This window comes from Hymenobacter koreensis, from assembly GCF_039541855.1.
In the GTDB taxonomy this organism is placed as follows: Bacteria; Bacteroidota; Bacteroidia; order Cytophagales; family Hymenobacteraceae; genus Solirubrum; species Solirubrum koreensis.
On record NZ_BAABHA010000008.1, the window covers coordinates 299,744 to 323,146 of the forward strand.

The 23,403-nt window shown below is 57.9% G+C and carries 18 protein-coding genes; 11 read left to right on the plus strand and 7 right to left on the minus strand.

The window, feature by feature from the left end; all coding sequences use genetic code 11:
* The first annotated feature begins 287 nt into the window (after positions 1 to 287).
* The 3 genes from ABD903_RS13770 to ABD903_RS13780 all read left to right on the plus strand — a co-directional run bounded on the left by ABD903_RS13770 (position 288) and on the right by ABD903_RS13780 (position 2,434).
* Entirely contained in the window at positions 288 to 1,685 is a 1,398-nt protein-coding gene (locus tag ABD903_RS13770; RefSeq protein ID WP_345225148.1) for a type III PLP-dependent enzyme domain-containing protein, read from the plus strand.
* A 234-nt stretch (positions 1,686 to 1,919) separates the two neighbouring features.
* Complete coding sequence (locus tag ABD903_RS13775; protein ID WP_345225150.1) at positions 1,920 to 2,069, plus strand: hypothetical protein; 150 nt, start codon at positions 1,920 to 1,922, stop codon at positions 2,067 to 2,069.
* A 209-nt stretch (positions 2,070 to 2,278) separates the two neighbouring features.
* Positions 2,279 to 2,434 carry a hypothetical protein gene (locus ABD903_RS13780; protein ID WP_345225152.1) on the plus strand — a complete coding sequence of 52 codons (156 nt, stop codon included), beginning with the start codon at positions 2,279 to 2,281 and terminating at the stop codon, positions 2,432 to 2,434.
* Positions 2,435 to 2,519: 85 nt separating this feature from the next.
* Here ABD903_RS13780 and ABD903_RS13785 read toward each other — a convergent pair whose 3' ends face one another.
* On the minus strand, positions 2,520 to 3,044 hold the full coding sequence (locus ABD903_RS13785; protein ID WP_345225153.1) for a D-glycero-alpha-D-manno-heptose-1,7-bisphosphate 7-phosphatase: 525 nt from the start codon (positions 3,042 to 3,044) through the stop codon (positions 2,520 to 2,522).
* A 105-nt stretch (positions 3,045 to 3,149) separates the two neighbouring features.
* Here ABD903_RS13785 and hemG point away from each other — a divergent pair, with 105 nt between their 5' ends.
* The 3 genes from hemG to ABD903_RS13800 are packed head-to-tail and all read left to right on the plus strand — an operon-like array spanning position 3,150 to position 6,313.
* Positions 3,150 to 4,493: a protoporphyrinogen oxidase gene (hemG, locus tag ABD903_RS13790; protein WP_345225154.1), complete on the plus strand. Its 1,344-nt coding sequence runs from the start codon at positions 3,150 to 3,152 to the stop codon at positions 4,491 to 4,493.
* A gap of 17 nt (positions 4,494 to 4,510) precedes the next feature.
* Positions 4,511 to 5,317, plus strand: coding sequence for a polyprenol monophosphomannose synthase (locus ABD903_RS13795; protein WP_345225156.1), 807 nt, complete (start codon positions 4,511 to 4,513; stop codon positions 5,315 to 5,317).
* Positions 5,318 to 5,377: 60 nt separating this feature from the next.
* On the plus strand, positions 5,378 to 6,313 hold the full coding sequence (locus tag ABD903_RS13800) for a TerC family protein (protein ID WP_345225157.1): 936 nt from the start codon (positions 5,378 to 5,380) through the stop codon (positions 6,311 to 6,313).
* Between the two features lie 91 nt (positions 6,314 to 6,404).
* Here the strand turns inward: ABD903_RS13800 and ABD903_RS13805 are convergent, their stop codons facing one another.
* The gene (locus ABD903_RS13805) at positions 6,405 to 8,645 is read right to left on the minus strand and encodes a transglycosylase domain-containing protein (protein WP_345225159.1); all 2,241 of its coding nucleotides are present in this window, start codon (positions 8,643 to 8,645) and stop codon (positions 6,405 to 6,407) included.
* Between the two features lie 170 nt (positions 8,646 to 8,815).
* Between ABD903_RS13805 and purB the strand changes: the two genes are divergently transcribed.
* The 5 genes from purB (at position 8,816) to ABD903_RS13830 (ending at position 17,622) form a co-directional block, all read left to right on the plus strand.
* A complete protein-coding gene (gene purB, locus ABD903_RS13810; RefSeq protein ID WP_345225162.1) occupies positions 8,816 to 10,168 on the plus strand; it encodes an adenylosuccinate lyase in 1,353 nt (450 codons plus the stop codon).
* A gap of 161 nt (positions 10,169 to 10,329) precedes the next feature.
* Positions 10,330 to 10,998, plus strand: coding sequence for a LuxR C-terminal-related transcriptional regulator (locus ABD903_RS13815; protein WP_345225164.1), 669 nt, complete (start codon positions 10,330 to 10,332; stop codon positions 10,996 to 10,998).
* Between the two features lie 531 nt (positions 10,999 to 11,529).
* The gene (locus tag ABD903_RS13820) at positions 11,530 to 16,110 is read left to right on the plus strand and encodes a T9SS type A sorting domain-containing protein (RefSeq protein ID WP_345225166.1); all 4,581 of its coding nucleotides are present in this window, start codon (positions 11,530 to 11,532) and stop codon (positions 16,108 to 16,110) included.
* A 57-nt stretch (positions 16,111 to 16,167) separates the two neighbouring features.
* Positions 16,168 to 16,377, plus strand: a complete 210-nt coding sequence (gene mprA / locus ABD903_RS13825; protein ID WP_345225168.1) for an MprA protease, GlyGly-CTERM protein-sorting domain-containing form — start codon at positions 16,168 to 16,170, stop codon at positions 16,375 to 16,377.
* A 144-nt stretch (positions 16,378 to 16,521) separates the two neighbouring features.
* The gene (locus ABD903_RS13830) at positions 16,522 to 17,622 is read left to right on the plus strand and encodes a glycosyltransferase family 9 protein (protein ID WP_345225170.1); all 1,101 of its coding nucleotides are present in this window, start codon (positions 16,522 to 16,524) and stop codon (positions 17,620 to 17,622) included.
* Between the two features lie 143 nt (positions 17,623 to 17,765).
* Here ABD903_RS13830 and ABD903_RS13835 read toward each other — a convergent pair whose 3' ends face one another.
* The 5 genes from ABD903_RS13835 to ABD903_RS13855 all read right to left on the minus strand — a co-directional run bounded on the left by ABD903_RS13835 (position 17,766) and on the right by ABD903_RS13855 (position 23,135).
* Positions 17,766 to 18,908, minus strand: a complete 1,143-nt coding sequence (locus ABD903_RS13835) for a glycosyltransferase (protein WP_345225172.1) — start codon at positions 18,906 to 18,908, stop codon at positions 17,766 to 17,768.
* A gap of 28 nt (positions 18,909 to 18,936) precedes the next feature.
* A complete protein-coding gene (locus tag ABD903_RS13840) occupies positions 18,937 to 19,941 on the minus strand; it encodes a glycosyltransferase family 2 protein (RefSeq protein WP_345225174.1) in 1,005 nt (334 codons plus the stop codon).
* Positions 19,934 to 20,467, minus strand: coding sequence for a DUF4199 domain-containing protein (locus tag ABD903_RS13845; protein WP_345225175.1), 534 nt, complete (start codon positions 20,465 to 20,467; stop codon positions 19,934 to 19,936). Before ABD903_RS13845 ends, ABD903_RS13840 begins: the two co-directional genes overlap by 8 nt.
* Before the next feature lie 34 nt (positions 20,468 to 20,501).
* Positions 20,502 to 21,020 (minus strand): DUF4199 domain-containing protein, encoded by a 519-nt coding sequence (locus ABD903_RS13850; protein ID WP_345225177.1) that lies wholly within the window; start codon positions 21,018 to 21,020, stop codon positions 20,502 to 20,504.
* A gap of 66 nt (positions 21,021 to 21,086) precedes the next feature.
* A complete protein-coding gene (locus ABD903_RS13855; RefSeq protein WP_345225178.1) occupies positions 21,087 to 23,135 on the minus strand; it encodes a BatA domain-containing protein in 2,049 nt (682 codons plus the stop codon).
* Between the last annotated feature and the right edge of the window lie 268 nt (positions 23,136 to 23,403).

Below are 23,403 nucleotides of genomic sequence, written 5' to 3' on the forward strand. Positions count from 1 at the left end.
AAAATTTAAGGTGTTGTATGCCGATTGAAGGGGGCCGGCGGGGTCTCCCGGAGCGGACTCGACGGGGGACGCGGCGCGGTTACGCCCAGCTAGGCTCGGCACGCGGTGGACCTTCCACGGCGCGCCGACGAACAATCAACAACCAAAACACCCCCGAGGGGGTATCTTTGTTGGCTGCAAGATCAGAAAAAATAGCCGTAAATCGGCCCGAGTTGCAGTAATTCTCCCTTTTTCAGCCGTTTGTCCACGCGCTTTGCCGCGCGCCATTCCCACCCTTTTGCCCGCCGATGGACACGTACCACGACCTGATTAGCCAAACCTTTGATTTTCCGACGCAGGAGTTTACCGTTCAGGACAACGAACTGCGTTTCCACGACATTCCCCTGATGGACTTGGTGGAGAAGCACGGTACCCCGTTGCGCCTCACCTATCTGCCCAAAATCACCACGCAAATTCAACGGGCCCGCGAGTGGTTTGCGCAAGGCATCGAGAAAACCGGGTACCAGGGCCAGTACACCTACGCGTACTGCACCAAGGCTTCGCACTTTGCCTTTGTGGTGGAAGAAGCCCTGAAAAACAACGTGGAGCTCGAAACGTCGTCGGGCTACGACATGTACATCATTCGGGCGCTGTACAACCAGGGCAAGATTGACAAGAACAAGTACATCATTGCCAACGGCTTCAAGCGGGAGCGGTACAAGCGTTACCTAACGGAGTTCATCAACGACGGCTTCGTGAACTGCATGCCGATTCTCGACCACCTGACAGAAATCGACTACTACGCCGAGCATGTAAACCAGGACGCCCGCGCCAACCTGGGTATCCGCTTGGCTTCGGACGAGGAGCCGCGCTTTCAGTTCTACACCTCGCGCCTGGGCGTGCGTTACGCCGATGCCATTCCGCTATACGAGGAGCGCATCAAGAACGACCCGCGCTTCGAGCTGACGATGCTGCATTACTTCATCAACACGGGCATCAAGGACACGTCGTACTACTGGTCGGAGCTGCGCCGCTTCGTGCACAAGTACTGCGAGCTGCGCAAGGTGTGCCCTACCCTGCACACTATTGACATCGGTGGCGGCCTGCCCATCCAGACTTCCATTCAGAAGGAGTACGATTACCCATACATGATTGAGGAAGTGCTGCGTACCATCCAGCGGATTTGCCGCGAGGAAGGCGTGCCGGAACCGCACATCTTCACCGAGTTCGGCATTTTCACGGTGGGCGAATCCGGCGCGCACGTGTACAAGATTCTCGACGAGAAGCTGCAGAACGACAAGGAGCTGTGGTACATGATTGACGGCTCGTTCATTACCAACCTGCCCGATACCTGGGCCCTGAACCAGCGCTTCATTATGCTGGCCCTGAACGGCTGGAACAAGGGCTACAAGAAAATTCAGCTCGGCGGCATGACCTGCGACTCGCAGGACTACTATAACGCCGAGAAGCACATTTACCAGGTGTTTCTGCCCGAGCAGGCGCCCGAAAAACCGCTGTACGTGGGCTTCTTCCACACCGGCGCTTACCAGGAAAGCCTATCGGGCTACGGCGGCGTGAAGCACTGCCTGATTCCGGCGCCCAAGCACATCATCATCGATAAAGACGCCGACGGCACCTTGCGGGACTGGGAATTTGCCCCCGAACAGGACCCCGAGTCGATGATGCGGATTCTGGGTTACGTGTAGGAGGCTATTAACCGGCCTTGTCAGCAGCCCGCGTGGTGGTTTCGGCCGCCGCGCGGGCTGTTTGGCTGTTGGTTTTGCTTGTTACGCTAGAGCTTCTGACGGTCAACCCGTTGTACTTTGCTAGGGCTCCGGTGCAGCTTTGCCGGCTGAAGCCAAAAACAAGAAGCAATCTGCCTGATACTCGGCTTACTTCGTTAAGTTTGTACTTCGTTCACTACACAAGTTCTAGCCTCCATGAAACGAGTTGTACTCCTTGCCGCTGCTGTGGCAACCCTGGGCCTTGGCGCCTGCAACCGCACCCAGTGCCCGGCCTACGCCAAAGCCGCCAACACCACTTCAGAGCCGGTGGCTTCGTCGGCCACGGCTGCTCCGGAGCGCCAGTAAGCCTTCCCGCTACGGGTTTCGCGGCCCGCTTTGCCTAACTGGCAAAGCGGGCCGCGCTGCGTTCAGGCGTATTTAATTAAAGTAAATAAATATAACTAAAGCAATATTATTTAAATTATACCGTGACTGAGCAAACTAAGCGGAGGTCGGTTGTCGTTTGTACGAAAACGCATTGCCCTGATTCCCCTTTGCCTTTTTGCACGAATACCATGAAAAAGCTTCTCGTTTTGGCCGCTGCCAGCCTTACTGTAGGCTTTGGAGCCTGCCGCACGAAATGCCCGGCTTACTCTCAGCTCAAGCCTGCCACGCAACAAGCTACCAGCGTAACGGCCAGCGCTGAATCGACAGCGCCGGCCCGTCAGTAATTTCTTCCAACTTCCCTTTAACCACAGCGCCCCGTCGGCTGACTGCCGGCGAGGCGCTGTGCTGTTTATAAAGCTTCCTATCAGACTAAGCCTGGTTCAGAATAAAAGCAGCGGCGGCCGGTAAATCGGCGAAGCTTGGCTGGTGCGGGTGTTGTTCAGTGTCGCCGACCAGGATGCCGCGCACGCCCACCTTGGCGCCGGCTTCCAGGTCGCGCATTCGGTCGCCAATGATCCAGCACTGCGCCGCATCGAGGCGGAAACGAGCCATGGCGCGCTCCAGCATCAGTGAACCGGGCTTACGCATAAGCGACTCCGACATCGACGGGTGGCCCGGCGCGAAATACAAAGCATCGATTATGCCGCCGCAGGCTTCCTGCAGCTTCTGGTGGCAGGCCTGCACCTCGGCGGATGTGTAGAGGCCCTTGGCAATGCCAGCCTGGTTGGTCACCACCACCAAAATATAGCCGGCCGCGTGCAAGGCCTGCAGGGCCGCCGGCACGCCGGGCAGCACCACAAAGTCCTGAGGCTGCCACACGTAGTTTCCAATTTCGGCGTTCAGAACACCGTCGCGGTCCAGAAAAACCGCTTTGTGGGTTGCAGCTTGATTCATCGGCGCGAAGGTAGCGGGTTTGTTAAGGCAGGCATTCACGGCTCGTTTCCGGTTCTAACTGCGGCGGGCACCGTACTTTTGCAACTCGGCAGTATTTCAGGACACATGAACGTAGCAATTCTGGGCGGCGGCATTACGGGTTTGGCCACGGCGTGGCGCTTGCAGCAAAGCGGCGCCACGGTGCACGTTTTTGAAGCCGGTCCCGTGGCGGGCGGTAACATGCGCACCCAGCACCACCCCGCGGGCTATGTGCTGGAACTGGGCCCTAACTCGTTGCAGCTGAGCCCCGAGCTCGACGAACTCATTCAGGAATTAGGCCTGAGCGGGGTCGTGCAAGAGCCTGCGGCCGTGAGCAGCCGCCGTTACGTGGTGCGCAATGGCCAACCCCGTGAGTTGCCCGGTAAGCCCCAACAGCTGCTCTTCGGCTCGTTTTTCAGCTGGAAAACCAAGCTGACCCTGCTGCGGGAACTGCGCAAACCCGCCGCTCCTTCGGACGCGCACGAAACCATCGGCCACTTTTTCCAACGCCGCTTCGGGCAGGAAATCGTCGATTACGCGGTCAATCCGTTCGTATCGGGTATTTACGCCGGCGACCCAGACCAGCTGCTGCTGCACAAAACTTTTCCGCAGCTGGCAGCGCTGGAACAAACCCACGGCTCGGTGCTGAAGGGTTTTGCTCGCGCGAACAAGGGCGTGGCCCGGCGGCGCATCATTTCGTTCCGCGGCGGCCTGCAGGTGCTTATCGATGCGTTGGTCTCACGCCTCTCCCACCTGCACCTGAGCACGCCCGTAACGGCCCTGCTGCCCACTACCGACGGCCGTTACCAGCTGCAAATCAGCGGCGCTGATTCCCCTTCCGAGGCCTTCGACGCCGTGGTGCTGGCCCTGCCCAGCTACGCCACCGCGCCACTCGTGCAGCCACTCGACGCCGCCGGCGCCGCAGCCCTAACAGCCGTGCACTACCCGCCCATGACGGCTGTGCACACGGCATACCGCCGCGCCGACGTAGCGCACCCGCTTAACGGCTTTGGGGCCCTCAGCCCCAAGGCCGAGCAACCGGTGGCGGCGGGCACGTTGTGGAGCAGTTCGTTGTTTCCCGATAGAAGCCCCGCCGACCAGGTTTTGCTTACCACGTTTGTGGGCGGGGCCCAATACGAACAAGCGGCCCGCCAACCCGATGAGCCGCTCCTGGCGGCCCTACGGGATGAGCAGGCCCGCCACTACGGCATTCGGGCCGGGGCGATGCCGTGCTTTCAGCAGGTGTACCGTTGGGAGCGGAGCATTCCGCAATTCGATGAGCGCATTGAGGCCGCGCACGCTACGGCCGACGCGCTGGAGCAGCGCGGCATTTGGACGGTGGCCAACTGGCGTGCCGGGGTAGGCATTCCCGACTGCCTGCGGCGTGCCAAGCTCGTCGCCGAAAAAATTCACGCAGCCCGCCGGGTGTAATTGTTACTTTTGAGTTAATGAACGATTCGCTCGTCATCATACCGACTTACAACGAGCGGGAAAACGCCGAACTGATTATCCGTAAGGTTTTTTCGCTGCCCAAGCCTTTCGACGTGCTCATCATTGACGATGGCTCGCCGGACGGCACAGCCGGTATTGTGCGCGGCCTGATGGCGGAATTTCCCGGCCGCCTGCACCTGGAGGAGCGCCACGGCAAGCTGGGTTTGGGCACGGCCTACATCCACGGTTTTAAATGGGCTTTGGCGCACGGCTACGGCTACATCTTTGAGATGGATGCCGACTTCTCGCACAACCCCGACGACTTGATTCGCCTGTACAGCGCCTGCGCCACCGATGGTTACGACATGGCCATTGGCTCGCGCTACATCACCGGGGTTAACGTGGTGAACTGGCCCATGGACCGCGTCCTGATGTCGTGGTTTGCGTCGGCCTACGTGCGCATGGTTACCGGCATGCCTATTATGGACGCCACGGCCGGCTTCAAGTGCTACACGGCGCGGGTGCTGCGCACCATTTTGCAGGAACGGATTCGTTTTGTGGGCTACGCGTTCCAGATCGAGATGAAATGGCTGGCCTACAAGTACGGCTTCCGGCTGCAGGAAGTCCCCATCATCTTCACCGACCGCACGCGCGGCGCTTCCAAAATGTCGAAGGGTATTTTCAAGGAGGCGTTGCTGGGCGTGATTCAGATGAAGGTTAGTAGTTGGTTCCGACACTTCGAGCAACCGGCCGCGTCGGTATCCTCGTCGGAGACGACCTACCCGGCGGCCTCCTCGGCAACCCCGGCCTCCGAAACTCGGTAAGGCCTCCTACGGCCCTCCCCTTGAGCTTACCCGGGCCGCTCTGCTTCCAGTTCGCACTGCATGAACAATACTTGGTTTTGGGTCGGCTTCAACGTGTTTGTGCTGGCCATGTTGCTGCTCGACCTGTTGGTATTTAACCGCAAGGCGCACGTGGTGCGCATGCGGGAAGCTTTAACGTGGAGCGCCTTCTGGATTCTCCTTTCGCTTGGATTCAACTACCTGGTATACCACTACATGGGGCGCGAAGCCGGCATGAATTTCCTGACCGGTTATTTGCTGGAGAAGGCGCTGAGCGTGGACAACCTGTTCGTTTTCCTTCTCATTTTCACCTACTTCAAGGTTCCGCCCGAGTACCAGCACCGGATACTGTTTTGGGGCGTGATAGGCGCCTTGGTCCTGCGCGCCATTTTTATTGTGGTGGGAGCCGCGCTCATTGCCAAGTTCACCTGGACGCTTTACCTGCTGGGCGCATTTTTAGTGTACACCGGCGTGAAAATGGCCACCAGCGCCGGCGACCCTAGCATAGACCCGGAAAACAACCCGGTAGTAAAGTTCCTCAGCCGCCACCTGCCCATTACCAGTAAGTTCGAGGGCGGCAAGTTTTTCGTGCGCAAAGAGAAGCTGCTGTTTGCCACGCCGTTGTTCGTGGTGCTGGTGATGGTGGAAACCACCGACGTGGTTTTTGCCGCCGACTCCATTCCCGCCATTCTGGCCGTGACCCAGGACAAATTCATTGTGTATACCTCCAACGTGTTTGCTCTGCTGGGGCTGCGCGCACTGTATTTTGCCTTGGCGGGGCTTATGCAGCTGTTTCACTACCTGCACTACGGCCTCGCCCTCATCCTAATCTTCATCGGCGGCAAATTGCTGGTACACGACTTTGTGCAGGTACCTACCGAATGGGCTTTGCTGGTCGTGGCTTTTTTGCTTGGCGCTTCCGTGGTCTTGTCGCTGCTGATGCCCAAGAAAGAGCCCGCCGACGACCTGCCAGCTTAACTGCAAACCGCAAACCCACGCAAAAGCCAAAGGCCCGCGCAATAGCGCGGGCCTTTGGCTTTTGCGTGGGTCGTTATCGGCTTAAACGCTCCTAGCGTTGCTGGTTTTCCCGCTCCCGTTCCCGCCGACGCCGTTCGCGGCGGGTTTCGTTTTCGGCGGGCTCTTCGTCCTGGCGAGGAGCCGTCGTGTTTACTCCTTCGTCGGCGGCTGGGTCGAGGTCGGGGCCGCCAACGTTCAGCAGGTCAATCAGGTTGATGGGGTCGAACTGGCTGCTGTCGGTTGCCGCTACCCGGGTGGTGTCGGGGCGGGCCGCGAAGTTCATGAACTGCCGGGCCGGACCGCGCAGGCTTACGGCGCGGTTCAGGCCTTCGGCTTCGCCCTCGGGGATGTAGCCGCGTCGCGCCATGATGTCGGCGATGAGGCGGAAGAAATAGCGGGTACTGCGGCGCAGGTCGCCGTAAGCATCAAAGGAGTAGCGGGCGTACTTAGGCTTGGGAATGATGCTGGCCAGGTACAGGCTTTCCTCCAGGTTAAGGTTGGCGGGCTGCTTGTCGTAGTAGAACCGAGCTGCCTCTTTCACGCCGTACACGCCCCGCTCGCCCGAAGGCCAGCGGTACCGACTCGGGCCCCACTCGATGATGTTCAGGTACACTTCCATCATGCGCTGCTTGCTCACGAGGCCGGTGTTTTCGATCAGCCACACAATGAGGGCCTCTTCGATTTTGCGCGCTACCACCTTCTCACGGGTCAGGAACACGTTTTTCACCAGCTGCATGGAAAGCGTGCTGCCGCCGCGGGCAAAGCGCTTTTCCTTGATGTTCTGGATGGCCGATTTCACAAAGGCCTTTTCCATAAAGCCTTTATGGGTGAAAAAGCGCGGGTCCTCGGCCGTAATAATGGCGTACTTCAGGTAGCTCGACACCTGATCGAAGGGCACGAAATCGGGGTTCGATGGGCCTACGGGGAAGGTTTTCACCGTGTCGCCTTTGTCGTTGAAGGCCGTGTATTCGAATTCGGTGTTGAGCTTGCGCAGGTCTACCCGGCCAAAGCGCGTGATGCGGAAATCGGAGCTTTTCTTCAGGCCGGAGTTAAACTTCAGGCTGTCGATGCGGGTCATGTCGAGGGCCGCGCTCATGCTGTATTTCAGCGTGCCCGTGCCCTGCATGCCTTCCAGTGCCTCGAACATGCCCTCGGGCAGGGCGTCGAAAAAGTCGTTGGCCTTGGTTTCGGCCGATTCCACTTGCATGGCCACCAGCAGGCCAGCCAGCTTGCCGGTATACGCTTTGGCCGATGGCATGGCCGGATCGGGGCGTACCCGCTTGATTTCGGGCCGCAGGCGCACGCTCAATTGCGGGTACAGCTCCATGCGGTTCAGGCGTACCACGCTGCCTTTGTCGAGCGAGGCGCTGTTTTGGCCCAGCGTGGCCACGAAATCCATGCCGCCGCGGCGCACCCGGATGTCGGAAGTCGCCAGTTTAGGATGATTCACGGCGAAGTTGCTGGCCGAAGCCGAGCCCCGCACCGTTAGGTCGTCTTTGTCAAGATCCTTGCCCGTCAGGCTCAGGCGCAGGGTATCAAACTGCACGCGGGCGCCGTAGCGCCGTTGCACGTAAGGCAGCTGCACCGGCCGGCGCTGGGCCCCGAAAACCTGCACGTTGGCCTCGTAGTCGCTGGCTTCTACATGGCCGCTCAGGCCTATTTCATTGGCTACCGAATCCACCACTACCGACAAGCGGCCGGCAATGTCGCCGTCTTCGATGCTGAACTGCGGCATGGTGAGGCGGGCGCGGTGGCGCGGGCTTTCGTACGTCACCAGGAAGTCGCGGAAATCGGCTTCTTCGGGAAGGTTATCGAAGGCCGCTTCCAGCAGCTGGTTGGCCAGCAGGCCGTAGTTGGTGCCCTTGGTGGTATCACGTTGCACGGCTGTCTGGCCGCGTTTTTTCAGCAGGAAACCGTAGTTATCGGAAGTAGCGGTTTTACGAGCCGTGAGCCGGGCGCGCACAATTTGCAGGTTGCTGAACACCGGGCGGCGCGCAAACAACGAGCGGAGGCTGATGCTGGCGTTCAGGCTGCGGGCCGTAAGCAAGGTATCGGCCGATCCGGTGGGGACCAACGACACGCCTTCGATCTGCACCGAGTTCAGGTCGGTAAAGCGGGCCGGGCCGAGCGTGAGCGTAACCGGGTAGCGCTTTTCTACCTTCTGCTTGGTTTGGCGCAGCGCATACTGCAGCAACTCCTGGCGTTTGATTAAAAACACCCCCAGGCCTACCAGCAGCAGCACGGCTACGGTACCCAGGGTCCAGAATAACACTTTTTTGGCAGTCGGATTCACTCGCAAAACGGTAGGTAAGCGCGGGTTGCAGGCCACTTTCGTGCCGAACCCCAAGCGCGCATGCTACAAAAGTACCACAATATGCCCCTACGCCGCTGCCGAGTTAGCGTTGCCGGCGCGCGGAGGCATTCGCTACCTTTGGCCTCCCGACCAACTTCCGCTTTCCGCCGATGGTTCACGACGCCCTCACCCCGCTTACCGCCCTCTCGCCACTCGACGGCCGTTACCGCCGCCACACTGCCCCGCTGGCGGCCTACTTCTCTGAGCTGGCCCTTATTCGCTACCGCGTGCTGGTGGAAGTGGAATATTTCATTGCCCTGTGCGAGTTGCCCCTGCCCCAGCTCCAAGGCGTGGATACCGCCGTATTTGAGAGCTTGCGCCGCATCTACCAGGACTTCACCGAGGCCGACGCCGACGCTGTAAAGGCTCATGAGCGCGTAACCAACCACGACGTAAAAGCCGTGGAATATTTTTTACGCGACCGGCTTGCCGTGCTGGAGCTAAGTCAGTACCAGGAGTTCATTCATTTCGGCCTGACTTCGCAGGACATTAACAACACGGCTGTGCCGCTGAGCCTGCGTGAGGCCCTGCACCGCGAGTTGCAGCCGGCATACGAGCAGCTGGCCGACCAGTTGCGGGCTTTGGCCGCGCAGTGGGCAGCCGTACCCATGCTGGCCCGCACCCACGGACAGCCGGCTTCGCCCACGCGCCTGGGCAAGGAAATTCAGGTGTTTGTGGCCCGGCTGGAACAGCAGTTGGTTTTGCTGAAGCAGGTGCCGTTTGGCGCGAAATTCGGGGGCGCCACGGGCAACTTTAACGCTCACCACGTGGCCTATCCCGGCATCGACTGGCACGCGTTCGGCCAGCAGTTTGTAAACGAGCAGTTGGGGCTTCACCGCTCCTTTCCCACCACTCAAATTGAGCACTACGACCACCTGGCGGCTACCTGCGACGGACTGAAACGGCTCAACACCATTCTCATCGACCTTGCCCGCGACGTGTGGCAATACATTTCATTGGGGTACTTCCGCCAAACGGTTAAAGCCGGCGAAGTAGGTTCTTCGGCCATGCCACACAAGGTAAACCCCATCGATTTCGAAAATGCGGAGGGCAACCTGGGCCTGGCCAACGCCGTGCTGGAGCACCTGGCGGCCAAGCTGCCCATTTCCCGCCTGCAGCGCGACCTTACAGACTCCACCGTGCTGCGCAACCTGGGCGTGCCGCTGGCCCATACCCTTATTGCCCTGAACGCCCTGCAGCGCGGTCTGCAAAAGCTGGCCCTCGACGAAGCGGCCCTGCAACGCGACCTGGAAGCCAACTGGGCCGTGGTGGCCGAAGCCATCCAAACGATACTGCGGCGCGAGAACTACCCCGACCCTTACAACGCCCTGAAAGCCCTGACTCGCACCGGCGAAGCCATTTCGCAAACAACCATTCGGGAGTTCGTGAACGGCCTGAATGTATCCGATCAGGTTAAGGCTGAATTACTTGCTATTTCTCCCAGCAACTATTTCGGAGTATAGGATATAGCAGACTATATTTAGAAGTTTTATAAGAAGTTTGGATGCCACCTGCTTCTTATAAAACTCTGGTACACTGTGCGAAGTGGGTTCTAATGAACAGGTGATGGTGGATGGTGAGCCGGAAAGCGCCGCGCTTACCTACTGCACCGCCCACCCATTACATGCCCGAGCAAGAACGCGTTCAAGCCAAGATTGCCCAAATAGCTGCCACTGCCGAAGAATACCCTGGAGTCGTTATTATCCACAACATCCGCACTGCCTCGGTGGTGTACATGTCTCAACGAGGCATGGCGTTGCTGTGCACCAGCATGGAGGAGTTACGGGCGCTGGGCCCCGATTACCACCTCCGTTTCTTTAATCCTGAGGAATCGATTGAGTACGTGCCCAAGATAATGGGCTTGCTGGCCCAGAACAGTTTAGACCAGATAACCTCCTTTTTTCAGCAGGTACGCACCACCGAAAGCCCCGATTGGAGCCTTTATCAGACCAGCATGCGGCTCCTGCTGCACGGCGACGATGGCCTGCCCTTGCTGTTTATTTGCTTTGCCTGCCCCGTGGATGCGGCCAGCGCCATCAGTATTAAAGTGCAGCGGCTGCTGGAAGAAAACCGCTTTCTGCGCAAGCATTATCATCAGTTTGAGCAGCTCACGCGGCGCGAGCGGGAGGTATTGCGGCTCTTGGCCCTGGGGCATAGCGCGCCCGAAATAGCCGATGTCCTTGGCATATCGGTGCAAACCGCCGAAACCCACCGGCGGAACCTACGCCATAAGCTAAACGCCGATTCGGGCTTTGAACTGGGGCAGTATGCCCGTGCATTCGACCTGATATAGCAGTCCTATTGCTTCTTGCTTTTTGTACAAATACCCGAAAGTAGGTATTGCCCATGCTACGGTACGAAGTGACATTTGTGGTTGGAAAATTACCCCCGGCGCATGAAGCATAATCTACTCGTTACCAATAGTTCATTGACGGAGGCAAACCCTTCGTTTAACCCTGGCGGATTTATTCCCTGCGGTAGTTCTCCTCGCCTGATGGCGCCATTATAACCGAAGTGTGCCGCCTGCTCCGTTGCCGGAACAGGGGGCACATACCGCCTTGGATCTGCTGGCCTTGCCCAAGTCGGCAGCCTCTTTTTCCTGCCCTTATCAAAGCAGCCTACGGCCGCTAACCCATTGGTTCTGGCCAGTTGGCAGGACTAGGCGTTAGCCTCGGGTCCAACGGGGTCCGTCTCCGGCGCTGACCTACCACTACTCTACCACCCGCCTGGCGGAACCGGATTTGGTACGCATACCACCAATCCTACTGAAAGCACCTCGAACGCAGACACACAAAGCTTACTAACTCTTTGCCCTTTTTCTATTGTGAAAATCTCTCCTCTTTTTCGTCTCAGTTCCTGGCGTAAAGCCGGCAGCTGGGCGTTTGGCCTGTGGCTACTTGGTACACCGGGAACCACAGAGGCCCAAACCACCTACAACTTTACCGGTGCCCCCCAAACCTACACCGTACCGGCCGGCGTAACGCGCCTGCAGGTAACGGCGCGGGGCGCTGGGGTTGCTAATTTTAGTCCTCAGGTGCCAGGCAGTACCGGCGCCATTGTAGCAGCTACCATTAATGTGACGCCTAACGAGGTGCTCAGTGTAGTAGTGGGAGGCACTCCTCTCGGTCCTACGGGCGGCTACAATGGTGGTGGCAATGGTAACGGCTTTGCTTATCCGAATGGTAGCGAAGGCGGCGGCGGCGCTACTGACATTAGACGCGGCGGAACAGCCTTATCTAATCGTATACTAGTGGCTGGAGGCGGCGGCGGTGCCGGCGGTTGGGGCGCCGGGGGTATGAGTGGACAGGTACCCGGAGGCGCGGGTGGTAGCAGCAGTCAGGATGGCTCCTCCGGAGCCGGCTTCGGCGGTGGCGGCGGCTCTGCAACGGCAGGCGGTCCTGGAGGCGGTTTTCCGGGGCATTCAGGCAACGGCACGGCTGGGTTGTTAGGCCAAGGCGGTAATGGAGGTGCCGCTGGCAACCCGTCCGGCGGCGGCGGCGGCGGCGGCTACTACGGCGGCGGCGGCGGCAGCGCCGGCACCTTTCCCAACGGCGGTGGTGGCGGCGGCGGCGGTAGCAGCTATGTAGCTTCAACAGCATTGGCGACGGGCAGCACGCCCGCGTACAGCACTGGTAATACCGGAGCAGGCAGCATTACCCTGACGCCCCTGGCGGCCCCCACCTTGGCCACCATCAGTCCCATTAGCGGCGTGGTGGGTACCACGGTAAGCTTTACCGGCACCAACCTGACCGGCGCCACCACCATCACTTTTGCCGGTGCAAGCAACAACACGGTTACCTCCGGCTTCACGGTGAGTGCCGATGGCAACCAGATTTCGGGTATCATCATTCCGGCCGGAGCGCAAACCGGCAACGTAACGGTTACCACGCCCGGCGGCACCAGCAACGGCGTGAGCTTCACGGTGGTGCCCAATGCGGTAGTACTCTCGTTTACACCGGGCAGTGGCCCGGTGGGCACTTCGGTAATTATTACCGGCCAGAACTTCATCAACGTTAACCGCGTCACCTTTAACCAGCCCACCAGCACGGCTAGCTTCACGGTAAATTCCCCGACGCAGATTACGGCCATCGTGCCGGCCAGCGCTACTACCGGCCCCATCGGGGTAAACAACGGTGGCAGCACGGCTTTCAGCCCGACTTCCTTTACCGTTACCTCCATCGTACCTACGCTTGCCAGCTTTAGCCCCGGCAGCGGCCCGGTGGGCACCAGCGTAACGCTTACAGGTACCAATTTCACGGCTGTAATGGCTGTGGCTTTTAATGGCACGGCTGCTTCGTTCACCGTGAACAGCGCCACCCAAATCACGGCCATCGTTCCAGCCGGAGCCGGTAGCGGCACCATTTCGGTAACGACGCCCGGTGGCACGGCTACCAGCAGCACGAGCTTCACGGTAACCACCCTGCCCACCATCGCGTCGTTCACGCCCACTAGTGGGCCGGCCGGCACCAGTGTTACGGTAACGGGAACCAACCTTTCCAACATTACGGGCGTGACCGTTAACGGCACGGCGGTTACCAGTCCTTTCATCAGCAGCGGCACCGCCGTTTCGTTTGCGGTGCCCAGCGGAGCTACTACCGGTCCTATCAGCATCACCACGACCAGCGGTACGGCTACGTCGACGAGCAACTTCACGGTTACGGCTTCTCCTGTGGCCGACTCACCGGTACTGAGCGCCAGCAGCTTCCCCGAAAACGCCCAACCGGGCCGTTTCATTGGCCTGTTCTCCACGCCCACGGCCGGTGCCGTAGCGCCGTTTAGCTACGGGCTGGTTAACGGCACGGGCGACGTCGACAATTTCTCCTTCTTCGTCAGCAACGACTCGCTCTTTACGGCCAGCCGTTTTGACTTCGAAACCCGCAGCAGCTATAGCATTCGGGTGCGGAGCACCGGCTCTAATGGGCAGCAGTACGAGCGCGCCATTTCGCTCACGGTAACCGATGTGAACGATGTGCCTACCATTGCATCGTTCACGCCCACCAGCGGCCTAACGGGTACCCGCGTATCGGTGACTGGTACCAACTTCTTCAACGTGACGAGCGTGTCTGTTAACAACGTTGTTGTAACCGGCATCATCGACATCGACCAGATAGGCGGCAGCTCCCTGCAGTTCCCGGTTCCGGCCGGAGCCACTACGGGGCTCATTCGCATCGTAACCACGGCGGGCACGGCTACTTCCGCCAGCAACTTCACCGTTACGGCTTCTACTCAGGTTACCATCAGCGGCATTTCGCCGAGCAGCGGCCCGGTGGGCACGGTGGTAACCGTTACCGGTACCAACCTCAACAACGCAACCAACGTGTTCTTCATTCCGGGCACAGCGGCCACGTTTACCATCGTTTCGCCCACGCAGCTCCGCACTACCGTGCCGGCCTCGCTCACGGTTGGCAACAAGCAGTTGACCATCATTGGTGGCGGCGGATCGGCTAATGCGCCGGGCGGCTTTACCGTTACTACTGGTAGCACTGCCCCCGACCTGGTGGTAAGCACTACCCAGAGCATTCAGGGTACGTACAATAACGTAACGGTAACCGGCACTGGCATTGCCAACCTGGCTGGCAACCTTACCGTGAACGGCCGCATGCTGGTGCAAAGCGGCGGTATTCTCGACAACGGCACCGCGGTAGTAGACGGTCCAGGCTCATTTGTGCTGGCAGCCGGAGGTACGCTCGTTATTCGTTCGGCCCAAGGCATTAGCGCCAGCGGCAGCAGCGGCGCCATTCAGGTTAACGGCAGCCACACGTTCTCGCGTGGGGCGCGTTACCTGTACAACGCCAGCACTGCTCAGAATACCGGTTCGGGCCTGCCCAACCAGGTGCGCGACCTGTTGGTGTTCAACAACAACAACGTCACGCTTACCCAACCCGTGGCCATTCGGGGCGTACTTACGCTGGCCAACGCCGGCAATCTGGTACTCGGTGCCCAGCCGCTAACGCTGCTTTCCGATGCCGACACCACTGCCCTGGTAGTTAACGCGGCCTCGGGTCAGGTGCTTGGCACAGCTACGGTGCAGCGCTACATCAGCCCTGCGCTGAATGCTGGCCCAGGTTACCGCCATTTCTCGGCCCCGGTAAGCAACACTTCGGTGGCTGATTTGACTACCAGCGCCAACACGCCGGTGGTAAACCCGCAGTACAACACCTCCGCTGCCCCGAATTTGGTGCAGCCGTTCCCCACGGTGTTCGGTTACGACCAGGCACGCGTGGCTACCAGTCCTGCTACCTCCTACTCGGGTTTCGACAAAGGCTGGTTCTCGCCTGCTGCTTTGTCGGACGCGCTGCTCGTGGCCCGTGGTTACACGGTTAACCTGAATGCTAACCAGACCGTCGATTTCAACGGCACGCTTAACAACGGCACCCAGACCCTGAGCCTGAGCCGGACCACGGGTCCCGATGCGGGCTGGCAGTTGGTAGGCAACCCCTTCCCGGCACCACTCGACTGGAGCTTGGTGACTCCCGCCGACCGCGTCGGCCTGAACGCCGCCATGTACGTGTACGAAAGCACCAGCCAGTACGCCGGCCGCTTCCGCAGCTACACGAACGGTATCGGTGGCTCACCCATCGTACCGCTGGGCCAGGGCTTCTTTGTTCGCGTATCGGACAGCACGAGCGTGGGCAACCTTTCCCTGCGCAATTCGCACCGCCTCACTACTCCCGATGCCACACCGCTGCTGCGTGGCGCCGCCGACACCCGCACGCAAGTGCAGTTGCAGGTGCGCGGAGCTGGCACTACCGATGCAACTTATGTGTACTTTGAGGCCGGTGCTACCGCCGGTGTCGATGCCAATTACGATGCACTGAAGCTGAGCAACCCCAACGGCTTGAATCTGGCTTCGTTGGTTGGCACTACCCAACTGGCTGTTTCGGGCTTGCCCCTGTTAACGGCCGCTACGGTGGTTCCCCTGCATCTGCAGGTACCCGCTGCCGGTGCTTACTCGTTACATGCTGCCCAGCTGCTGAACTTCGCGCCCGGCGCGGAGGTATTGCTGCGCGATGCTCAAACGGGCCAGGAAATCAACCTGCAACAGCAGCCCAGCTACGGGTTCGTGCTAAACAACACGCTGGCAACGGGTCGCTTTACGTTGGTCTTCCGCCCCGGCAGTGTTACCACTACGAGTGCTGCGCAGCTTGCCAGCTTGGTTTCGGTGTACCCGAATCCGGCCCGCCACAGCTTCACGCTGCATTTACCCGAAGCGGTTCTGGGCAAAGGTCCTGTGGCGGCTTCGCTCTGCAACAGCCTGGGCCAGGTAGTTCAGCACCGCACGCTGCTGTTAAACACCACCAACGGCTACGCTCAGTTTGATGTGAGCACCTTGCCGAAGGGCGTGTACGTGCTCCGCCTCACGACGGGCAGCCAGCAAATCAGCAAGCGGGTGGTTGTCGACTAATCCTCCTGGGACCTTTCTCTTCATCAGGTGGTCTTGGCTGCCTTACATTTCGAACACATGCGTAAAGCCTATTTCTTCTGTATCTGCTGCGTGGGCTTGGTTACCTACTCAGCTACCTCGGCGCTGGCCCAGGGCCCGGGCTCGGGTGGTCCCCAACCGGGCGGTTCGCCCACGGTAATCCCCATCGACGGCGGTGCTTCGCTGCTGCTGGCCGGCGGTGCGGCTTTCGCCCTTAGAAAACTGCGCCGCCAAAAAGCCCCCCAGTAACACGCCCCGCATAATGTTATCAAAAAGCCGCACTCAGTTTTGGGTGCGGCTTTTTCATTCTTCGTCGCTCACGCGACTTTATGGCCCTACTGGCTGGCTTTTGATGCCGGGAAGCTACTTTTGACTTTCAGCTCGTCTTATTCCATGCCCGACCTTAACGGCGTTACCGTTCATCCCGACTGCCGCCATTTTCGCGGCGACCTGCCCTGCCGCCCGAACAAGGAGCACGGCTATGTATGCCAGGGCTGCCCGGTGTATAGTCCCGTGCAACAGCGCATTCTCATCATCAAGCTGGGAGCCATCGGCGACGTTATTCGTACCACGCCGCTGCTGCGTCGTCTGCGCCAGGAATACCCAAACGCATTCATCACCTGGCTGACCCACACACCGGCTATTTTGCCAGCGACAGACGGCCCCGACGAGGTTCTTAAGTTCGAGCTGAGCAGCATCGTGCAGTTGCAGGGCCGACAGTTCGATCTGCTCTTTAACCTTGATAAAGACAAAGAAGCCGGTGCCCTCCTCAATAGCATTTCGGCTACTCAAAAGTTCGGCTACGCCCTGCGCCCACACGACGGCGTGGTGTGGCCCCAAAACGAGCTGGCCAACCACAAGTTTCTCACCGGCGTTTTCGATCAGCTTAGCCTGGAAAACCAGAAGCCTTACGTGCAGGAAATCTTCGAACTGTGCGGCTTCGAGTTTCAGGGCGAAGAATACGTATTTGACACCCACGCCGACAAAGGCTACCAGTGGCCCATGCTCCCTGCTGCCGGCCGCCGCATAGGCTTGAACACCGGCTGCGGCGACCGGTGGACTACGCGTCTGTGGTCCGATGAAAAGTGGGTTTCCCTCATCCAGCAACTGCAACACGCCGGCTACCAGCCCGTGCTACTCGGCGGCACGGCCGAAGATGAGCGCAACCAGCGCCTGCACACCGCCACCGGCGCCGTGTACCCCGGCACGTTTCCGTTGCCGCAGTTCATCAACCTGGTTTATCAGATGGACCTCGTGGTAACGCAGGTAACCATGGCCATGCACATCAGCATTGCCCTGCGCAAACCCACCGTGCTGATGAACAACATTTTTAATCCCTACGAATTCGACCTCTACGGTCGCGGCCAGATTGTGCAGCCCAATCGGGAGTGCGTATGCTTCTACCGCGGCACCTGCAAGCTCGGCACCAGCTGTATGGAGGAATTATCGGCTGAAAAAGTATTTGCGGCCGTGCAGGAAAGCCTGTCGGTATAGCTCATACCGTGGCAAAACCCCGTCGTTTCCGTGCTCGGTAAAGGATAGCCGAGCACGGAAACGACGGGGTTTGCCTTCGTGGAATTAGCACAAACCCACAAACCGTGGAACCTGCCCTTGGTGAGGTTCCCACTAGCCCGAAATCAAGCGGATTGGCTTGCCCCGGCCACGGTTTTCAGTGCCTTCACCATCTCAGCCCACGAGAACTGCTGTTTGTAGTGGCGCGTGCCCTCCTCGAATTGGGCTTGCCGCTCGGGGTGCGAAGCAAAATCGACCAACGCATCGGCAATGGCCTGAGGGGAAGGCTGAACCACGTAGCCCACCTCGCCGTCGGGGATGAGTTCGGCCAGGCCGCCTACGTCGGTTACCAGCATAGGCCGCTCGAAGTGATAGGCAATTTGGGAAACGCCGCTTTGGGTAGCGGTTTTATAGGGCTGCACAATAAGGTCGGCGGCGCAGAAGTAATCGGCTACCCGTTCATTCGGGATGAAATCGGTGGCGCGTACCAGCCGGCTTTCCAGGTTGTGCTGCCGAATCAGGGCTTCGTAAGGCGCGGCGTCTTCGTAGTACTCGCCGGCTACTATCAGCTTAAGCGGCAATTGGACCAGCCGCTTGTCGGCAAAGGCTTCGAGCAGTACATCGAGGCCCTTGTAGGCCCGAATGAAGCCAAAAAAAAGCAGGTAACGGCACTGCGGATCAAGCTGCAAAGCCCGCAACGCCTGCTCCTGCGGCCGAATGGGGCCGAAATTATCGTACAAGGGATGCGGCTGGTACTGCGCGGGCTGGCGGAAACGCAGGCGGCGCAGATCGGCCAATACCGAGCGGCTCATGGTTACAAAGCCGTGGCAGGCACTCAGGAAGTAGCGCGTGAGTGGCCGGTCGCCGGGCCGTTTCTCATGCGGAATAACGTTATCGGTAATGGCCACCACGCGAGTATGGCCGTTACCACGCACCAAGTGGGCAATGGTGCCCAGCGCCGGGCCCATGAACGGTAGCCAGAAGCGAAAAATGACCAAGTCGGGCCGTTCTTGGCGCAGGCGGCGGCCCACGCTCAGCCACGTCAGCGGGTTCACGGAGTTGATGCTGACGTCGATGTCGAGGTCGGTCGGGCCGGGTTCGGTGCTGAATTGGGTTTCGCCCGGAAACAGGAACCCAGGGTACTGCAGCGAAAACGTAACGAGGCGCACCTCGTCGCCGGCTTCGCGGAAGGCCCGCGCTAACCGCTCATTATACGTGGCCAAACCGCCGCGCAGCGGATAAGCCGGCCCAATGATGACCACTTTCATTTAATTAATAATTACGAATTCATAATTATTAATTGATCGAATCGCGCACCAAGTACTGGTTCTTTTTCCGCCCCGTTAACGTTACCATTTCGGCCAGGAAACCCGTCAGAAACAGCTGTACGCCCACTACTACGGCCACCAGCGCCAGGAAAAACAGTGGCTGATCGGTAACGTCGCGGGTCCGCAGGCCGTGGGCTACCAGCCAGGCTTTGTCGTGCGCCGCCAGCCATAGCTTTTCTCCTACCAGCCACAGCGTAATTACCGCGCCCAGCAGGAACGAAAGCGTGCCCATGGTACCAAAAAAGTGCATAGGCCGCTGCCGGAACCGGCTCACGAAGGTGATGCTGAGCAAGTCCAGAAAGCCGTATACGAACCGCTCCAAGCCAAACTTGGTGGTGCCGTACTTCCGCTCTTGGTGCTGCACCACTTTCTCACCAATGCGGCGGAAACCCGCCCACTTGGCAATAACCGGAATGTAGCGGTGCATTTCGCCGTACACCTCAATGCTCTTGACCACGCGGTGGTCGTAGGCTTTCAGCCCGCAGTTAAAGTCGTGCAGTTGAATGCCCGATAGCTTGCGCGTAACGCCGTTGAAGAGCTTGGTGGGAATGGTTTTCGACAGCGGGTCGAAGCGCTTCTTCTTCCAGCCGCTCACCAAGTCGTACTTCTCCTCCGTAATGAGGCGGTAGAGTTCGGGAAGTTCCTCTGGCGAGTCCTGTAGGTCGGCATCCATGGTACACACCACGCGCCCCTGTGCGGCCTTAAAGCCCGTATCGAGCGCCGCCGACTTTCCGTAGTTGCGGTTAAAGCGAATACCACGCACATAAGGCTCGGTATCGGCAATGTCTTCGATAACGTCCCAGGAGTTGTCCGTCGAACCGTCGTCAATCAGAATGATTTCGTACGACAAGCCGTGCTCCTTCAGCACGCGCCGAATCCAGGCGGTTAATTCCGGCAACGACTCAGCTTCGTTAAGCAGCGGAATAACCACCGACAGCTCAACCGGGAACGAATGCGGTGTGCGTTTACTCAAACTCTGGTTGCTTGCGCTTGGTGATGGCCGAAATAATGAGGCCTGTTAGCAAACTAACAAAGGCTCCAAATAGAATGGCACTACCTATACTTGTGGGAGAACCAATTTTTTCAGGAGTAATATCCGCCAAAGACTTATCCATTTGCTCTTCTGGAACATTCATTTTGATTAACCATGCTTCCATATCGGCACGCATTGCCTCGGCATAATTAGGATCAATAAAATTGACATAAACGTAATTAAAAACGCCAGTCATCAATCCGCCGATACTGCCCATTATAACAGCAATGATTATGCCTTGCCCGTATGACATGAACCCTCCATTGTGTGCTTTGAAATAGCGGTGAGCTACAATTATTCCAACAACCCATATAATTAGGGATGCGGAAAGCGTTACGGAGAATTTAAATGATAAACCCGTCGCTTTCAGCACAAAATCAACTATAATGCTGATGACTCCAAAGATAAGCCCGTAGCGGATGCCTGCGGAGCTGGGCGAAACAGAAGGAGTAGCGGTGTTTTCCATGATTGTTGAGAGTTAGGGTGCAGCAAGAAAAGACTTATTTGCGAAAGAAGATGCCGCCGGGTATGCTTAACAACAGGCCCAGCAACATTTTCTTCTGAAAGTCAACGTTTGCCACTCCTTGCGGAGTGCCAGCCGTAAGCGGCAGGCTGCGCTTGGCTTGGGCGTAAACCTCTTGGTTGAGTTGGTCTGTTCCGAACTCTTTGCGTGCCGCGTCCAGCAAGCGAGACTCCTCGGCCAAGTTGCGCTGCAACAGTTTTGTCCCACCCATGCGTCCAACTCCATACACTCCTATGGCTGACAAGCTGGCCGCCACCAAAACCGTTGCCAGCCCCGTGCCCCATGCTTTTAATAAGCCAGGACCTTCACTGTAGTATCGCCGAACAAACCACTGGCTCGCCAGCGCGGCAACGGGGGGCACCAAATAGGCAACCGTACGCTTCGGGCCTAACGGGTTCTGGCCTGTCCAGTACAAAAACAGCACCCACAGCACGCCCAGTGCCGCAGCACCAATACCAAAGCGCAATGCTGTCAAAAAAACCGGGTTTCTTTTCATGCAGAAGAAGTCCTTTTGCGGACCCAAGCGGCAAGTTAGGCAATTGCTTGCGCCAAGACCGGCCCTCTACGCGGCTACGGCCTCTTTTGCCTGGGTTTGCTGCCGCCCAAATCGCAGCACCAATACCTCGCCTAACAGCCCCAGCAACGCCAGAGCAAGGCAGTAACGCCAAAGCGACGTACCAATGCTTTGTTGTTGGAACTGCGCAGCTAAGGTTTGGGCATTGCTTGCATCGTACACGTGCAGGTTGCTCCGTCCAGCCGTCATCTGCTGAAGTTCTGCCAACGAGTAGCAGGCCAGCTCTGACTCCCGCTTATCCAGGTTGAATGCTAACGTGGTGACGGGTTTATCATTTAGTGTTAGGGCATAAAAACCGGCCTGCTGCATGGCAGTCGGCACTTGCAGCACTAACTGCCCACCTTGTTGCTGCTGAGTAGGTACATACGTAGCACTATCACTTACTAGCTTATACACTGCTTCCCGTCCTTCTTCCTCTCGCCCCTGCTGAAACTCAATGGCACGCTCGGTTAGTCGGTAAGCCGGCGCGTGCATGGCCTCGTAGCTCATCGTAGCCAGCCGGTAGAGCACGGGCACAAACAATGCGTTATCCTGGAAGGTGGAATAGCTCGCGTTAAAAGGCGCCGCAAATACATACACCGTTCCCCGCCCACTACTAAAACCCGATAAGAAGGCCTCCCCATCACGGAAAGTCATAATATCAGTCGTGGCCCGGCTCCAGGTTAACAAAGGAACGGCCTTGGGCATATCAGGCTGACGAGTTTGTTCAGCAAAAACATCCCGAAAGAAAGGATGCTGACGACTGGGAATAGCCAATTCCCGCGGCTCCATAGGCGTGGCCTTAACTTGAAATCGTACCGTTGCTAAACCCAAGTCGGCAAAAAGCTGCTGATAATCGGACTTAGCCGCGCCATCTGCAGCAGGTGTAATAACCAGCTTGCCCCCTCTGCGCACGAACTGAACCAATTGTGTACGCAAACCAGCATTAATCCTGGGCAATTCCTGCAACAGAACCAGATCAGAATTTGCCACTCTGCTGTCACTTATTGCCGCTGCATTGGTCGTGGTATAAGTAAAAGTTGGTTCGTTGGGATACACCCGCAGCGTTGCCGACTGTCTACTTATAATATCGGTAATGGCGATTTTGCCAGCTGGTTTCAGAATAAAGTAATACGCATTGTCAAACCGCACGTCGTCATCCTGCAACTCCACGCGACAGCGCTGCTCATTATCAGTATCAAGACGAACCTTAACTATTGTATTGACAGCCTCCCCAGGAGGAATCGTCTCCTGAAAGCTAGCTACCTGCTTATCTCCAACCAGCAACCGAATTCGGCAGTTTCGTGCTTCTGAAGCTCCGCCATTGCGCAACCTTACAGTAACCGACACATCATTTCCTGCTCGCAGAAACCTGTCGTTCAATGCTACAGTATCGACATAAACATTGGCTAGTGGTTTCGTCAACGAGCGCACCAAAAAAACCTCGTTTAGTTTCCCCAACCTATTCAGCTCGCGAGCAGGAAATGCCGTGCGCTGAAAATCAGAAAACACGAAGGAAATGCCATTTGATCCAAACCTTCCCTGCTGCAATACCTTCGTTACTGCATTACTAACGCTCCCCTCTGAACCGATTTGAACTCGATCTAATGCATCAGCTAAGCTCAGATTAGATGAGGAAGATATATTAGTAGACCACAAGTTAAATCGGGTTACACTTGGCAATACCTTCTGTAACTCCAATGCTTCGCGCTCTGCTATATCGAATGCCGTTCGACCATCAGTAGTCAAGGACTGCATGCTGTGCGTTGCATCCAATAAAATATTTACTACAGATAACTTCCCAATCTTATTTTCAGCAGCGGGAATAAAAGGTTGAGCGAAACAAAGGGCCAGACCAATGATAAAGGCACATCGGCAAAACAGGACTAATAAATGCTGTAAACGCCTTTGCCGAGCTGTCACTAATTTTACGTTCCTCAAAAACTGTATGTTAGTAAACAGCAGTTTTTGAGCCTTCTTCAATTCAAATAGGTGCAGGATTATCGGAATAGATACGGCTAAAAGCCCCAATAAAGCCCAAGGATATGTGAAGCGCATGTACAATTACGAAGGTCTATACAAGGTAACACCAACCAAGGTCAAAAAGCTGCATCTGGGTTTAAATCCGTTTTATACCTGAGCATCTAAATGCCTTCACTAATAGAATGCTCCGATAAAAATATAATTATTAAATGGCCTAGTATTTTAATTACGTACCGGCTGAAGTGCTATCCAAAGTACACCCGAGGGGAATGCGCGGGGGCTGGTTCTAAACGACGCGCGCCCCCCGCGGCGGCTCCGGTGGGGAGCCCGCGGGGGGCGCGGC